This is a genomic window from Alteromonas sp. G5_S2_22_S1, assembly GCF_054968525.1.
On sequence record NZ_JBQKUJ010000013.1, the window covers coordinates 33,008 to 48,733 of the forward strand.

At 44.7% G+C, this 15,726-nt stretch carries 15 protein-coding genes; 7 read left to right on the plus strand and 8 right to left on the minus strand.

Annotated features, from left to right (window positions below):
- Positions 1-21 precede the first annotated feature (21 nt).
- From ftsY to ftsX, 3 genes are read left to right on the plus strand one after another with little or no spacing between them, the layout of a single operon-like run.
- Complete coding sequence (ftsY, locus tag ACTRWF_RS13970) at positions 22-1,665, plus strand: signal recognition particle-docking protein FtsY (RefSeq protein ID WP_462835729.1); 1,644 nt, start codon at positions 22-24, stop codon at positions 1,663-1,665.
- A gap of 26 nt (positions 1,666-1,691) precedes the next feature.
- Positions 1,692-2,396 carry a cell division ATP-binding protein FtsE gene (gene ftsE / locus ACTRWF_RS13975; RefSeq protein ID WP_015068281.1) on the plus strand — a complete coding sequence of 235 codons (705 nt, stop codon included), beginning with the start codon at positions 1,692-1,694 and terminating at the stop codon, positions 2,394-2,396.
- Positions 2,393-3,373: a permease-like cell division protein FtsX gene (gene ftsX, locus ACTRWF_RS13980; RefSeq protein WP_015068280.1), complete on the plus strand. Its 981-nt coding sequence runs from the start codon at positions 2,393-2,395 to the stop codon at positions 3,371-3,373. Before ftsE ends, ftsX begins: the two co-directional genes overlap by 4 nt.
- Before the next feature lie 13 nt (positions 3,374-3,386).
- Here the strand turns inward: ftsX and ACTRWF_RS13985 are convergent, their stop codons facing one another.
- Together ACTRWF_RS13985 and ACTRWF_RS13990 are read right to left on the minus strand one after the other, a co-directional pair.
- Positions 3,387-4,622 (minus strand): EAL and HDOD domain-containing protein, encoded by a 1,236-nt coding sequence (locus tag ACTRWF_RS13985; RefSeq protein ID WP_015068279.1) that lies wholly within the window; start codon positions 4,620-4,622, stop codon positions 3,387-3,389.
- Positions 4,623-4,776: 154 nt separating this feature from the next.
- Positions 4,777-6,003: an EAL and HDOD domain-containing protein gene (locus ACTRWF_RS13990; RefSeq protein WP_015068278.1), complete on the minus strand. Its 1,227-nt coding sequence runs from the start codon at positions 6,001-6,003 to the stop codon at positions 4,777-4,779.
- A gap of 616 nt (positions 6,004-6,619) precedes the next feature.
- Here ACTRWF_RS13990 and rpoH point away from each other — a divergent pair.
- Positions 6,620-7,474, plus strand: a complete 855-nt coding sequence (rpoH, locus tag ACTRWF_RS13995) for an RNA polymerase sigma factor RpoH (RefSeq protein WP_462835730.1) — start codon at positions 6,620-6,622, stop codon at positions 7,472-7,474.
- Between the two features lie 98 nt (positions 7,475-7,572).
- Here the strand turns inward: rpoH and ACTRWF_RS14000 are convergent, their stop codons facing one another.
- The 3 genes from ACTRWF_RS14000 to pip form a co-directional block, all read right to left on the minus strand.
- The gene (locus tag ACTRWF_RS14000; RefSeq protein ID WP_015068277.1) at positions 7,573-8,487 is read right to left on the minus strand and encodes a bifunctional GNAT family N-acetyltransferase/hotdog fold thioesterase; all 915 of its coding nucleotides are present in this window, start codon (positions 8,485-8,487) and stop codon (positions 7,573-7,575) included.
- Positions 8,488-8,692: 205 nt separating this feature from the next.
- A complete protein-coding gene (gene dtd, locus ACTRWF_RS14005; protein ID WP_015068276.1) occupies positions 8,693-9,130 on the minus strand; it encodes a D-aminoacyl-tRNA deacylase in 438 nt (145 codons plus the stop codon).
- Positions 9,127-10,104, minus strand: a complete 978-nt coding sequence (pip, locus tag ACTRWF_RS14010) for a prolyl aminopeptidase (protein ID WP_012519864.1) — start codon at positions 10,102-10,104, stop codon at positions 9,127-9,129. The genes dtd and pip overlap by 4 nt, the downstream gene beginning before the upstream one ends.
- A gap of 181 nt (positions 10,105-10,285) precedes the next feature.
- On the opposite strand from pip, the gene ACTRWF_RS14015 reads away from it, so the two are divergent.
- Complete coding sequence (locus ACTRWF_RS14015; protein ID WP_014950983.1) at positions 10,286-10,528, plus strand: hypothetical protein; 243 nt, start codon at positions 10,286-10,288, stop codon at positions 10,526-10,528.
- Positions 10,525-11,163 (plus strand): DUF2959 domain-containing protein, encoded by a 639-nt coding sequence (locus tag ACTRWF_RS14020; protein WP_024017102.1) that lies wholly within the window; start codon positions 10,525-10,527, stop codon positions 11,161-11,163. Before ACTRWF_RS14015 ends, ACTRWF_RS14020 begins: the two co-directional genes overlap by 4 nt.
- Before the next feature lie 210 nt (positions 11,164-11,373).
- Here ACTRWF_RS14020 and ACTRWF_RS14025 read toward each other — a convergent pair whose 3' ends face one another.
- Positions 11,374-12,258, minus strand: a complete 885-nt coding sequence (locus tag ACTRWF_RS14025) for a virulence factor BrkB family protein (protein WP_012519867.1) — start codon at positions 12,256-12,258, stop codon at positions 11,374-11,376.
- A 238-nt stretch (positions 12,259-12,496) separates the two neighbouring features.
- Complete coding sequence (metF, locus tag ACTRWF_RS14030; RefSeq protein ID WP_012519868.1) at positions 12,497-13,384, minus strand: methylenetetrahydrofolate reductase; 888 nt, start codon at positions 13,382-13,384, stop codon at positions 12,497-12,499.
- Positions 13,385-13,545: 161 nt separating this feature from the next.
- Here metF and metJ point away from each other — a divergent pair, with 161 nt between their 5' ends.
- Positions 13,546-13,878, plus strand: a complete 333-nt coding sequence (gene metJ / locus ACTRWF_RS14035) for a met regulon transcriptional regulator MetJ (RefSeq protein ID WP_012519869.1) — start codon at positions 13,546-13,548, stop codon at positions 13,876-13,878.
- Positions 13,879-14,051: 173 nt separating this feature from the next.
- On the opposite strand, the gene ACTRWF_RS14040 is transcribed toward metJ, so the two are convergent.
- Positions 14,052-15,287 carry a malic enzyme-like NAD(P)-binding protein gene (locus tag ACTRWF_RS14040; protein WP_462835731.1) on the minus strand — a complete coding sequence of 412 codons (1,236 nt, stop codon included), beginning with the start codon at positions 15,285-15,287 and terminating at the stop codon, positions 14,052-14,054.
- Between the last annotated feature and the right edge of the window lie 439 nt (positions 15,288-15,726).

Sequence of the window (15,726 nt, forward strand, 5' to 3'; positions counted from 1 at the left end):
TTATAAGGATTTGTCCTAACTATGTCGAAACTTTTTGGCTGGTTCAGTAAGAACAAAAAAGCAGAGAAACAAAAAGCGCAAGCGGAAGAAGAGGCTCGCGCTAAGGCAGAGGCAGACGCCCAAGCTAAAGCGCAAGCGGAAGAAGAAGCTCGCTTAAAAGCAGAGGCTGAAGCACAGGCGAAAGCCCAAGCCGAAGAAGAAGCTCGCTTAAAAGCAGAGGCTGAAGCACAGGCGAAAGCGCAAGCGGAAGAAGAAGCTCGCCTAAAGGCAGAGGCTGAAGCACAGGCGAAAGCCCAAGCGGAAGAAGAAGCTCGCCTAAAGGCAGAGGCTGAAGCACAGGCGAAAGCGCAAGCGGAAGAAGAAGCTCGCGCTAAGGCCGAGGCAGACGCCCAAGCTAAAGCGCAAGCGGAAGAAGAAGCTCGCTTAAAGGCAGAGGCTGAAGCACAGGCCAAAGCCCAAGCCGAAGAAGAAGCTCGCTTAAAAGCAGAGGCTGAAGCACAGGCGAAAGCGCAAGCGGAAGAAGAAGCTCGCTTAAAGGCAGAGGCTGAAGCACAGGCGAAAGCGCAAGCGGAAGAAGAAGCTCGCCTAAAGGCAGAGGCTGAAGCACAGGCGAAAGCCCAAGCGGAAGAAGAAGCTCGCTTAAAAGCAGAAGCCGAAGCCCGCGCTAAGGCCGAGGCAGACGCCCAGACTCAAGTCCAAGACAAACCTAAAGAGAAGAAATCGCTTTTTGCACGGTTAAGAGAAAGCTTATCGCGTACTAAGGAAAATTTAGGTAGCGGCATAGTAAGTCTTTTCAAGGGCAAGGCTATCGATGATGAGCTTTACGAAGACCTAGAAACTCAGCTTTTAGTTGCAGATGTGGGGATGGATACTACGCAGAAGATCATTAACCATCTTACCGACAGCGCGTCGCGCAAAGATCTTAAAGACGCTGAAGCGCTGCTTGAAATTTTAAAGCAACGAATGTCTGGAATGCTGTCGGAAGTTAACCAGCCATTGTCTGATGTTATGCAGGCGCATGACGCAAGCGAGGGGCCGTTTGTTATCTTAATGGTGGGCGTAAATGGCGTAGGTAAAACTACGACTATTGGTAAGCTGGCTAAGCAGTTTCAGCAGCAGGGCAAAAAAGTGATGCTTGCTGCAGGTGATACGTTCAGAGCCGCAGCTGTAGAGCAGCTTCAGGTATGGGGAGAACGCAACGATATTCCTGTTATCGCGCAGCATACGGGGGCAGATAGTGCGTCGGTACTTTACGATGCCCTAGAAGCCGCGAAGTCTCGTGGAACCGATATCTTAATTGCTGATACTGCCGGGCGCTTACAGAACAAAAACAACTTGATGGAAGAGCTTAAGAAAGTGGTTCGCGTAATGAAGAAGATTAATCCAAATGCGCCCCACGAAGTGATGCTAACGTTAGACGCCGGAACCGGCCAAAACGCAGTGAGCCAAGCCAAGTTATTCAACGAGGCAGTAGGCCTAACGGGCATTACGCTTACTAAGTTAGATGGTACAGCGAAAGGTGGTGTTATATTCTCTATTGCCGATAAGTTCAAAATTCCTATAAGGTATATTGGTGTAGGTGAGAGCATCGACGATTTGCGCCAGTTCGACGGGCAAGAATTTATCGATGCATTGTTTAGCGAAATGGAAGCACCTGAAAGCTAAAACCAGCGAAGCGGTAGGGAACAAGAATGATAAAGTTTGAGCAGGTAAGCAAAACCTATCCGGGCGGTCAGCGCGCGCTTAGTAAAGTGAACTTTCACATTGCGCCAGGGGAAATGGCCTTTTTAACAGGGCACTCTGGGGCAGGAAAAAGTACCCTTCTCAAACTTATCAGCCTTATGGAGCGACCCACAGTTGGTCGCGTTCTGATTAACGGTCACGATCTCAATACTATTACCCGCCGAGACATTGCCTATATTCGACGAGATATCGGCATGATTTTTCAAAGCCATCAGCTTTTGATGGATAAGTCGGTTTTTGACAATGTGGCACTCCCTCTGGTTATTGAAGGTTATACCCACAAAGAAATTCGCAAGCGCGTGGAAGCCGCTCTCGAAATGGTGGGCCTTAGAGATAAAGCGCGCTGTTTGCCTATTACGCTATCGGGCGGTGAGCAACAGCGGGTGGGGATAGCACGTGCCGTGGTCAACAAGCCGCCTCTGCTTTTAGCCGATGAGCCCACAGGTAACCTAGACCCCAAACTATCCATGGAGATTATTCGCCTTTTTGAAGACTTCAATCAGGCAGGCGTATCAGTCTTAATTGCAACCCACGATTTAGGGCTTATTGCTCGCATGCGATATCGCACGCTAACCCTTAAAAATGGACAAATGATTACCGATGGCTTGACCGATGATCTTTCAAATGGAAGTGCTAAAGGAGATTGGTCATGAGCATTTTGTTTAAAGGCCGTGCACATGGGGCGACTGCCGCCAAAGTGGGTGTTGTTCAATCTATTGTTATGTTCTTCGTAAGTCATGTGCGTCAAGCGCTCTCTAGTTTAGGGGAGTTGTGGCGTCAGCCGGTCGCTTCACTGATGACTATTGGTGTATTGGGTTTAAGTATTACTTTACCGAGTACCCTTTATATTATGGTAAAAAATACGGAAAAGATTACCGCAGGCTGGGATCAAGCCTCCGAGATTTCTCTATTTCTAAAACCCACTATTAATGCCGCAAGCTCGCAACAGTTGGTGGCAAGGCTAAACACTTGGTCTGAAATCGATAGCGTGGTTTACATTCCTGCCGATGATGCCCTAAAAGAGTTTCAGCATCTATCCGGTTTAGGTGATGCGATTGCCTACTTAGAGAAAAATCCGCTACCTGATGTTGTATTAGTAACACCGTCGTTAAAGCATGCATCGCCGACAGCAGCACAAGCCTTGCTCGATAAACTTCGTCAACAGCGGGAAGTGGACATAGGAAAATTGGATATAGAATGGCTGGAGCGCTTGTACGCCGTTATTGATATTGCAAGAGAGTTAGTAACCTTAATTGGCTTGCTCTTATTTATTGCCGTTGTGCTTATTATCGGTAACACCATTCGCCTAAATATACTCAATAAATATGACGAGATTGTCGTTATGAAGCTCGTTGGTGCGACCGATGCATTTATTCATCGCCCTTTCCTATACACAGGCTTCTGGTATGGGCTACTTGGTGGGTTAATGGCGTGGTTTGCGGTGATTATCATTTTGTGGTGGATGGATAGCAGTATAACGACGTTTGCGGCTATGTATCAGAAAGACTTCAATATTACAGGCTTAACCGGTACCGCCTTACTGGCCATGCTGGGGTTGTCTGTACTTCTTGGCCTCTTGGGCTCGCTTATCTCGGTGCAGCGTCACGTAAGAGATATAGAGCCCAAGTAACGTAGAGCGGCAGCTATGCCGTCGCTCTTGGATAGTGTGAAGAGATAGCACTGCGTACACCATTACCCCAAACAATAGCTTGGTTATAAAGCATATGGAGCTGCTTCTGGTCGATGTTAATCACTTTGGCCTGCTTAATAACGTTCATCCACAGCGCGCTTTCAAAAGCGCGAACCAACGTCATATAGCTATTTAGCTCTAGGTTTTTGCCAAGTAATGCGTCGTTCACTTCGTCAGAAAGAGGCAGTTGCTTTAAAATATCGGTCATAGATTGGTCGAGCAGCCCTTCAAGCAGGGAAAACAAACCTACTAAAAACGAAATAGGCGGATTGTTTTTAATTCCCCTGCGTTCGGCTAACAAGTCAAAGAATTTAGCGCGCACCAACGACATATGGATAATTTCTAAGGGTTTATCATCCCCTAAGTTGGTCAAACTCAGCAAGGCGATAAATTTCTTTATCTCAACTTCACCCATGTAATTTAGCGCGTGCTTTAATGACGTGATCTTGTAACGTTTGTTGATAGTGGGGTTATTAATAAACTTAAGCACCAAAAAGCTTAACGTTGCGTCGCGTTCAATAATGTGGCTTATGCGCTCAATATTAAAGTTGTTGTTCGAACTTTCGCCCATTAAGTCAACGATGTTCATTTTAGAGGCGGGTAGCTGCCTTGAAATGCGTGCCTCGGGTTGTGAGAAAAAGTAGCCTTGGAAGAAATCGAAGCCTAAGTCCACACAGGTTGAAAAGTTGTCTTGTGTATCGACCTGTTCAGCCACTAGCTGTACGTTAGCGTCGTGATAGCGCGGAATGTGCTTCTCGATGGTTTCAAAGCGAGTTTTGGTTACATCTACTTTCACGATATCGATAAGAGGGAAAATGTCGTGTGTCGCGCCAACCATCATGGGGTCGTCTATTGCCAGTTTGAAGCCCATCTGTTTAATGTGCTGACAAGCTTCAAATAATCCGCTGGTGTTTTCTGTAGGGTCGGCAAGTTCAACCACCACCGACTCTGGGTTAAACGTGGTAGGGAAGCGCGATATAAGTGTGTCAGAGGAAAACGTAATGAAAGATGTCTTTTCTCCGCTGATATCATCAAGACCCAAAGGGTGAAAATGCTCAGAAATGTACTTTGCTTTTTCTTCATTATGTTCTGGGTAAGCGCCAGCTTTACCATCTCTGAACAACAGTTCGTAGGCAAAGACACTTTTGCTTTTATCTAAAATAGGCTGACGAGCTATAAACGCGAACATAATCTAATCCTGAAGAAAAACGGTTTGAAATCGCTTTTACGATGGTTTTAAGATGGCTTAGGAAATCCTAAGCCACGCTCTAGTGTATGATATGTAAGCGTTATCTAACAACTATTCAATCATTAATTTGCAATCAAACAGTATGTAAGGGGAGTTACTTTTCGTTTAGTGCTGATTGATGGATGTGTTTGGCCCACTTAATTGCTTCGTTATAGTAGCTGTGTAGAAGACTCTGCTTAATATTGTATTTGGCAGCGAATTGTTGAATTCCCGCCCATTTAGCTCGTTCAAAAAACTGTGCAAGGGTCAGACAATGGCGAAGCATGCCAGGGTTGCCACACAGTGCGCCTTTTACATCATCACTAATTGGAACTTTACTTACTAGATCATCAATACGCTGCTCCATCATGGCGTCGAGTAGCGACAAGAGACCGGTTAAAAAACCTTTTAACGGGTTATCGGAGTCTTTTAGCTCGGTAAATACAAGTTCACAAAACTTCGCTCTAACTAATGCCATTTGCATAAGTTCAGAGGGTTGACCATCGCTCAAATTGGCAAGGGCAAGCAGCGAGATAAACTTCTTCACTTCAACTTCGCCCATAAAGGTAAGCGCGTGTTTTAGCGAAGTAATCTTATGCCGCTTATTAACCATAGGATTATTGATAAAGCGCAAAAGCAAATAGGTTAGCGATGGATCGCGCTCAATAATTTTGTTCACTTCATCGAAATCGAGCTTCGCTTGGCTGCTTAGCGTGAGCAGCTCCATCATGGTTAGGCTGCTTGGCCCTAACTTTCTGTGCTTAACAATTTCTGGCTTTGCTAAAAAGTAACCTTGAAAATAGTCAAAGCCCATTTCCTTAAACGTGTTGTACTCTTCGTACGTTTCGATCTTCTCTGCTACCAACTTAATGTTGTTAGCTTTAAAGCGTTCTACGAGTGCAGGGATTTTTTCGTGAGGAATTTCGGTAATGTCTATTTTTACTATGCTGGTAAAGGGAATAAAGGCCTCCCATTTACCTTTCATATCGTAGTCGTCAAGCGCAATAGGGTAGCCCAGCCCACGAATGTGTTTACAGGCTGCAACGAGCGCATCATCAACGTCTACAGTCTCTACAATCTCAATCACCACCTTGCTGGCATCTAAAGATGTAGGGAAGCGAAACATAAGGGTATCGCGATGAAAATTTATAAACGCTTTTTTATCGCCGGTGATCTCTTCGATACCTAAACTTAGATGCGTCGAGGTGAGTATCTTTGACGTAGCTTCATCAGGCGGAATATCAGGAAAACAGTTGTCTTCGCCGATGCGAAAAAGCAATTCATAGGCGTAAACTTCTCGGTTTACATCGAATATGGGCTGTCTAGCGACGTAAGCAAACATTCAAATCCTCTTTGCTTTACTTGCCTTACTCCTTTCCTTAAGTATTTCCCTTCCAGTTTCTTATAATTATTGTCTGGAAAATGCTGTACAGCGGTTGTAGTGCAAAATCGATTAATACAATCTATTATTTTCAGTTTCCAGTATGAAAAGCAAGGTCTAACATAGGTTAATTGAATTTTATGCGTAAAATCTTATGTTTCTGGGTTGCGTTTCGGTACCCTTGCAAGCAATACAATCGTTAGAATTCATACCCGTGAGATTAGTTCTGACCTTAAGGGGTGTAATTAAAGTATAATGATCCCGTGGTTAAATGACCGACCCAACACCGCTACAAGGCCGTTTTTGTGGTGGTATTCGATATGAGGTTGTAAGCTTTTCAGGCTAAGTGTTAGCTAACTAACAGCACTATTTATAGTGCTACTGCAACCTAAGCCAATCTTACCTTTACGAGAGTAATGCCAAAGATTGAAAAATTGAACTTTTTTTCATAGTTCTAGTCTTGATATTGTAGGAATAGTCACTATACCTACACATTGGTTAAACTTTGTATCTTAATTAGGTCTCGCGCAGCTTCGGTTACTTTGCTAATATGAAGCGGCAATAAATGAGGTGAACAATGAGCAACAATTTGCAATCTATGGCCCTGTCAGTGCCACACAGCGGTAGCATTGAAGGCTACATCCAAGCTGTAAGCAGCATTGATATGCTTAGCGCTGAGGAAGAGCGCGAGTTGGCAGTGCGCCTTCGCGAAGACGAAGACTTACAAGCCGCTCGTAAGCTGATAATGTCACATCTTCGTTTTGTAGTGCACATTGCAAAATCTTACTCAGGTTATGGCTTACCCCAAGCCGACTTAATTCAAGAAGGCAATATTGGTCTGATGAAAGCCGTTAAACGCTTCGACCCAACAGTGGGCGTACGTTTGGTTTCTTTCGCGGTACATTGGATCAAAGCCGAAATTCACGAGTTTGTACTTAAGAACTGGCGAATAGTTAAAGTTGCGACCACAAAAGCGCAGCGCAAACTGTTTTTCAACCTGCGTAAGGCCAAAAAACGCCTGGGTTGGTTCACACACGACGAAGTACAAACCGTAGCAAATGAACTTGGTGTGAGTACAAAAGAAGTGCTTCAAATGGAAGCTCGTATGAGCAGCCAAGATCAAGCGTTTGATCTAAGTGCGGATGAAGATGAAACGGGCAACTTTGCGCCTGTTCAATTTCTTGAAGATAAATCTTCAGACGTTGAAACTGACGTAATTAATAATGACTGGGATACAGCGGCGAGTAAGCGTTTGTACTCAGCGATTAAAACGTTAGATGATCGCAGCCAAGACATTATCGAGACGCGTTGGTTAGCAGATAATAAAATCACGCTACAAGACTTGGCTGATAAGTATCAGGTGTCTGCAGAGCGTGTTCGTCAAATCGAAAAGAACGCGATGAAAAAACTTCAAGCAGCTATGGTCGCATAGCAACGTCGATAAAGACTGAATTAAATAAAAAGCGCCTTAACGGCGCTTTTTTTATGGTTGCTATCAAACGCTATAAAACGGCGGGCTTATTAGTGCCGTTACTCTTCCTCGTTTTTTGAAGGAGGTAGTACGTAAAATACGCCTTCAAATTCAGCCACTGGGGTATCGCCATCTAATATGGCTACGCTAAGTTCAAAGCGGGCTTTGTTGTCGTTTTCCAATGGCTTAAACTTACCTGATAGGGTTTCAATATTGCAGATTGCTCTTGGCTTCATGGTAATAGGCTTGTGATAGTGAATATCACCATCGCCCAGTACAATATCGCCATCTAGCCCGCGCTCTTTAAGCTGTAGATAAATCATTCCCCAACCAGTTAATGTGGCTAAAGAAAAGATACTGCCTGCAAACATGGTACCGTGAATATTGATGTTCTTGTTTAGCGAGGCGCGGGTTTCAAGGGTTCTGCCTGTGTATTGGTATAGCTTAATTCCCATGTGTTCGGTGATCGGAATGGTTTCTGACCATGTTTCCTGTAGTGATTTGCACCACTTAGGATGAAGAATAAGGGAGTTATTTTCGGTAAACTTTTTTACCATCTGTTGGCGTTTTAGCATACCTAGTTCATTAGGTGCTTCACGCTCAATTTCAAAACCACAGGAGCTGAAGAAGTCGATGGAAATTTCACGACTATTCGTTACTGCTCGCTCAGCACCTAAATCTTTGGCTACATTTTCAAGCGCAGCCATGATCATCTGACCTAAACCCTTGCGCTGATGGTCCGAATGAACCGCAATGTGACGAATCTGCGCTTCTTCTGCGGTATTCAAATGTACGCGGCCACAGGCCACGATGTCGCCCTTTCGATTGGTGATAATACGGTGTTCTGCAACTTGCTCATATTCATCTTTTTCAGAGCCTGGAGGGAAGTTCCATGGCTGGCGCAAATGCTCCCACCGAAAATGAAAATAGGCTTCAAACTCGGCGTCGCTTTTAGGTGTGACTACCTTGTACAAAATAAACCGGCCTTTTTTAAAAAGTGAATGTGTAGGAGACGTTGTATTTAAAATACCTTTTCATTTGCATGGCGATTATACAAAGCAAAAGCGTAAACAATATCCGCGTCTATTTAAACGTAAGAACACAAGAGGTACAAGCTTAATTATGTAAGCAAGTGTGGGTGGCTTAAGTGAATAGCGGCTCTTTCTGTGCTTAAGTTTACTACACGTTAAACTGAAAGGTTACAGGCCCGTCGTTAACAAGGCCTACTTGCATGTCTGCACCAAACTCGCCGGTAGAGACAGCCATACCTTTTGCTTTAAGGGCGTGAACGAACTTTTTGTAAATGGCTTCACCGTGCTCAGGCGTCGCGCCACGAGAGAACCCAGGTCGATTTCCTTTTTGCGTATCTGCAACAAGGGTGAACTGAGATACAACCAGTATTTCCCCACCGACTTGCTCAATATTCAGGTTCATTTTGCCGTCTTCATCACTAAACATTCGATAACGGCATAGTTTGTTGGCGAGCTTTTCAATCTCGGCATCGCCGTCTTCTTTTTCAACGCCCAGCAGGACTAGCATGCCTTTGCCAATTTCACCGATAACTTCACCTGCTACAGTAACATTGGCTTCTGATACGCGTTGAATTAGTCCTATCACTTAGATGACTCCTGAAGAAAGCGTGACATATCGCGGGTAGCACGACAAAGGGCATAGCCAATGCTCGGCTCAGAGGTACTGTGTCCCGCATCGGGAATGATTTGTAATTGACTTTGAGGCCACGCCTTATGAAGGGTTTCCGCGGCTTCTGTTTTACAAATCATATCGTAACGACCGTGTATGATCGTGCCCGGAATATGACTTATTTTACCTATGTTTTCAAGAATATAGTTTTCATCTAAAAAGCACTTGTTAGACAAGAAATGACACTCTAGTGTGGCTAAACAGGTGACAAGATGCATAGGGTAGTTGGACGTGGAGTCTCCCACACCAGGTGGGAGAGATAGTCGTGAAAGGCGTTCCTCCCATTGATACCAGCGTTTTAATGCGGCGTGGCGTAGTACATCGTTACTGGAGCGCACCATCGCGCTATAAAAGTCGCAAACTGCGCTTGAAGTGACTGGCGTTGGCACGTCTTTGGTAAATCGTCGGTAATGTTCGGGAAACAACTGGGCGGCACAGCCTGAAGGAGATAAAAACCAATCCCGGTCCTCTTGCCTTGCAAGAAAAACGCCTCGAAGAATAAGGCCGGTAACATGAGCGGTATACTTAAGTGCGTAAAGTAACGCTAACGTCGAGCCCCACGAGCCGCCAAATAAGAGAAACTTTGGAATGTTAAGGTGAGTTCTGAGGGCCTCGATGTCTTCAACATTTAACCAAGTGTCGTTATTAAGTGTATCTGCGATGGGAGTTGAGCGGCCGCATCCGCGCTGTTCATAACCGATAATGCGGTACTTATTGCTATCAAAAAAGCATTTGTAATTTGGAGGTAAGCCTGCGCCGGGGCCGCCGTGGATAAAAAGCACGGGGATACCGTTTGGATTACCACTTTGCTCGAAGTAAAGCGAATGCCCACTTCCTACTTCGATAAATCCATTCTCATAGCAGGTAACATCGGGGTAAAGTCGTTTCATTTTGTTTCTGCGCGTTGTGTGAGTGCCTGTTATAGTTTAGTTTATTGTTATACGAACGTTTGCATGCTGACTGCTTCAACGCTGTTTATACTTAAACCTTAAACGCTAAGTGTATACTTTAGAATAAGTGTCATTACGTGCTAGCTAATCATATTATAGTAAGAAATGCGAGGATGTTTATATGGCAGGTCAAGGATCGGGCGGTAATGTAATTGCCGCAATATGTAACTTTTTTATTCCTGGTTTGGGTCACTTGGTTCAAGGCAGAATTTTGGGCGCACTGTTTTACTTTATAACAGTAGGTGTTTGCTATGCCCTAGCGGCAACGGTAGTACTTGCTATTGTTTTTTGGCCGCTAGGCGCCATATTACATTTGATAAGTATCATTAGCGCAGCGCGCTTTAGAGGTGGAGTAACCGCATGAAACTAGTTGCATCAGCATTTGTTGCTATGCTTGCCCTTGGCGGGTGTCAGTCTGCATATTACGCAGCGTGGGAAAAGGTAGGCGTTGAAAAACGCGATATCTTAGTTGACCGCGTAGAAAACGCAAAAGAGTCTCAGGAAGACGCACAGGAGCAATTCAGTTCAGCCCTGGAAGCTTTTAGTGCGGCGGTTGCTTTTGACGGCGGAGAGTTAGAAGAGGTTTACGACCGCCTGAACGGTCAGTACGAAGACAGTGTGGCAGCCTCAGAAGAGGTTAGCGCGCGTATCGACAAAGTGGAAAGCGTTGCTGAAGCGCTGTTCGACGAATGGTCAGAAGAGCTTGATAAGTACGAGAATGCTTCGCTTAAACGCGATAGTGCAGCTAAGCTTCGCGAAACCCAGCGTCGTTATACCTCGTTGATGAAAGCTATGCGCAAAGCTGAAAGTAAAATGCCCCCAGTACTTAATGCGCTTCAAGACAATGTGCTGTATTTAAAACACAACTTAAATGCAAGCGCGATTGGTGCGTTGCAAGGCGAGCTTTCAACTATTGAGAACAATGTAGCCCAACTTATTGGGCAAATGAACTCTGCAATTGCCGAGTCGGACGCCTTTATTGCGTCTATGAAAAATTAGTTGTTGAAGACATTTCATGTAAAAGGGAGCGCACGCTCCCTTTTTTATTGGCTTATTCCCTGTCGTAAATAGCGTTAATGCTCTTACCACTTGTAATGTGAAGCTTGTAAGCAGAAGTGGTGTAGTCACCTTTTAATTCTGCCTGCGCTTTTCTTTACTACTCGTGGTGAAAAAACGCGATGCCTATAAACGCGGGTGTGCTAAAGAATATTACTCTTTTGGGACTTTTCGAGGCGCGTGTTCTGCTTTTTTATTTTCAAAAGCTTCGCCTAGACTACAGGTAAATTCCGCACCAAATAATACGATTATCCAAGATAAGTACACCCATAAGAAAAGAATAGGTACTACGGCAAGCGCACCATAAATCAGCTCGTATGAAGGAAAGTTGGTGACGTAAAGGGCAAAACCAGATTTTGTAATTTCAAAGGCAATGGTAGCAACAATGGCACCTACAAAGGCATGTCGGGCGTAGACTCTTCTGTTCGGCACCACCATGTATAAAATAGCAAAAGCCAACAAGGCAGCACCGCTAGGTACAAGGCTTAATAAAAAGGTTCCTAAACCAGGAGTGTATTCTTCAGTAAACGCTGCCAGCCCGGTTAGGTAGGAGCTTACCACCACACTTGAGCCAATGAGCATGGGGCCAAGGGTGATAACCATCCAATAAATAGCAAAGGTATAAACAATAGGACGATCGCTTTGCGTGCGCCAAATTCTGTTGAGCGTTTTGTCCACGTTGGATATCAGCATTAATGCGACAACCAAAAGAGATAAAATACCGATGGCGCTCATTTGAGACGCGTTACCTACAAAATCTGTCATGTACTTGTGCACAACATCGCTCGCGGTAGGCACGAAATTACTAAAGACAAAGTGTTCAAGCTTACTTCTTACTGAAGCAAAGGCGGGAAAGGCCGACATGATGGTAAAAGTCACCATGATAAACGGTACTAAAGATAACAACGTTACATAAGCTAAGTGCCCGGCAGAAATAGTAATGTTGTCCTCTTTACAGCGTTTTATAAAAATACCGAAAAGGTCCCTTAATTGTGGGGCAACGTTGTTATAAAAGGTTTTAACCTTATCTAAATCCACTCAACTTCTCCTGAAGATAGCGTCTGTCGCTTAAAATGTGCGAAAAATAGTGGCCATATGATGGGAGGCCTATAGGTGTGGATAGTTCAATACACCTATATCAAATGGTAACTGGGGTAAGCCTTGGTGGCAAAATTTAAATTAGGCTTTATGCAGGTGATATAAAAAAGGCGCTTTTTACGCGCCTGTTCTGCATTCATATTATCAGAGGGTACTGTTAAAGCGAGTGCCACGGAGATTATGCGCCACTGCGTACGCCTAGCATATGGCAAATGGCGTAACTGAGTTCGCTACGGTTAAGGGTATAGAAGTGGAAGTGCTTAACCCCTTCTTTCGCTAATACCTTAACTTGGTCCATAGCAATGTTTGCTCCAATAAGGTTTCGCGTTGCCTGGTCGTCAGCGTCAAGGCCATCGAACATTTTATGTAGCCACCCTGGAACATGCACGTTAGTAAAGCCAGCGAATTTAACCAGGGTTTGGTAATTGGTTACTGGCAAAATGCCCGGCACTAAATCGATATCTACACCGGCAGCGGCTGCGCGGTCTCTAAATCGCAAATAAACGCTGGTGTCGAAGAAAAACTGCGTAATGGCTTCGGTTGCTCCTGCTTCAGCCTTGCGTTTAAGGTTAAGCAGGTCGAACTGCGCATTCGGGGCTTCAGGGTGCTTTTCAGGGTAAGCAGCAACGGAAATATCAAAATCCGCCACGTCTTTCAACAAGGCAACTAAGTCAGAGGCGTACATCTCTGTTTTTTCTAACCCTGGCGGTAAATCGCCGCGAAGCGCAACAATACGGCGAATGCCTGAATCCCAGTAGTCTTTTGCAATTTGCTTAAGCTCCTCGCGGCTTGCATCTACGCACGTTAAGTGTGGAACTGCAGCAACACCGGTTTGCTGTTGAATTCGCTTAACCACATCGTGTGTTCTGTCTCGTTCGCCGCTATTCGCACCATAGGTCACCGACATATAGCTTGGCTTTAGCGGCGCTAAGCGCTCTACAGATTTCCATAGTGTTTGTTCCATGGCTTCCGTTTTAGGCGGAAAAAATTCAAAAGATACATCAATATCACGCAGTTCCGACAGGGACTGGTTTAATGCATCGATACCTTGCGCGTAAGAAACCATGGCTTATTCTCTTGAAAATATAATTTTATAGACGTTTAGACGTCTAAATTAAATAATATATGTCTAGACGTCAAGAGGTTTACACTGCTCAATTGACCTTTTCGTGAACTTGTTTAGAATTTCTGTTCATAACATAAAAAAGAGTAGACCGAGTTAGTACAATGGCAGAATGGAACGGTAAGTATATTCACCCCTACGCAGAGCATGGTAAAAAGAGCGAGCAGGTAAAGAAAGTCACTGTCTCTATACCAATTAATGTGCTGAAGGCACTCACCGACGAGCGTACTCGCCGCCAAATAAACAATTTGCGCCACGCCACCAATTCGGAGTTACTTTGCGAAGCGTTTTTACACGCGTTTACGGGGCAACCTTTACCGAACGACGATGATTTGCGCAAAGACAATCCTAATCGGGTGCCAGCAGAAGCGCGTCGCATTATGGAAGAAATGGGTATAGATCCAAGCTTTGAAAACAACGTCTCGGAAGATGAATAAAGTTCAGCTTAACCCATGCTAACAAAAAACGGCGCTATTAGTGTGAAGTGATCTCACAATAATAGCGCCGTTTTTTATGGCATATTAAACATAGTAATTCTTGTTTAATGCTACATCACTGAAGTTAGCCTTTCGCTAGTCTGGTTTTCGGCAACCCCACTGTTAATTTACCCCTATTCGGCCGAGTTTTCAGGTACCCGGGCCACGCCGGACGCTATCGCTGCTTTAGATACCGCAGTTGCGATACGTTCACATAAGCGTGGGTCCATCGGCTTAGGGATAATGTACTCTTTACCGAAGGTCAGACTGTCGCTTTTACTTGCCGCTAATACTTCTTCTGGCACCGGCTCTTTGGTAATGGTGCGAAGGGCTTCAACGGCGGCCACTTTCATCTCGTCGTTTATGGCCGTGGCGCGAACATCTAATGCGCCGCGGAAAATAAAAGGGAAGCATAGAACGTTGTTAACCTGATTTGGGTAATCAGAGCGCCCGGTTGCCATAATGAGGTCTTTACGCACCTCATGGGCCAGCTCTGGCTTTATCTCTGGGTCTGGGTTTGAGCAAGCAAATACAATAGGGTTCTCGGCCATTAACGCTAGCGTTTCTGGTGGTAAAACGTCAGGCCCTGATACGCCAACAAAAATATCTGCGCCTTCCATAACATCTTCAAGGGTGCGTTTGTCGGTGTTGTTAGCAAAGAGCTTTTTGTGCTCAGTCAGCTCTTCACGACGGGTATGAATAACCCCTTTTCTGTCTAGCATATAAATGCGTTCACGCTGGGCGCCGCATTTAATGAGTAGTTCCATGCAAGCTACCGCGGCTGCGCCTGCACCCATGCACACTATTTTTGCACTCTCGATATTTTTGCCCTGAATCTCAAGGGCATTTAGCATACCCGCTGCCGTGACGATTGCAGTACCGTGCTGATCGTCGTGAAATACGGGAATTTTACAGCGCTTTATAAGCTCTTGTTCAATCTCAAAACACTCAGGGGCTTTAATATCTTCTAAGTTTATACCGCCGAAGGTGTCGGCGATATTCGCCACAGTATTAATGAACTCTTCTGTCGTGCGATGCTTTACTTCAATATCAATGGCATCTAGCCCGGCAAAGCGTTTAAACAGCAAGGCTTTACCTTCCATCACAGGCTTTGAAGCGAGGGGGCCAAGGTTACCTAAACCTAAAATCGCGGTGCCATTACTAATCACGGCTACCATATTACCTTTAGCGGTGTACTTATAGGCATTATCGGGGTCTTCAGCTATTTCCCTAACTGGTTCGGCAACACCGGGGCTGTATGCTAATGCAAGGTCGTCAACACTATCTGCTGGCGTAGACAGCTCTACGCGAATTTTTCCGGGGGTGGGGTAGGCGTGATAATCGAGTGCGCGTTGTCTAAAATCTGACATGTAAAATTGTATCCTTAGATGTAGGGTTCATCGGTGTTTTTACTCACGCTTTGCCGCTATCTTATGTCGTTATAGTTATAGGAAGATAAACACAAGCGCGTTCTAACCAAGTAATTACAAAAAGTTTTAAACACTGAAACTGAGCGAATCTAGCCACAGGTTCCAGCTTAATTTGTTGTTGCATTTTCAGTTACGCAATATGAATTCGAATAACTGAAAGCGCTACAAGGCATGATAGCAAGCCAATATTCATAAGATTAATACCCACTATCAGAACGCCTATCGCAACTCTAACACAGCATTTCATTGTGTACATATCTGATCAGAATCCTCATTAACCAATGTAGGGGAGCCACACTAATTAGACCAGTAAATTAAGCCTATAATTATCATTCATCTCATTTATTTCAATATGTCTTTGTATTTTTAATTTCTATTA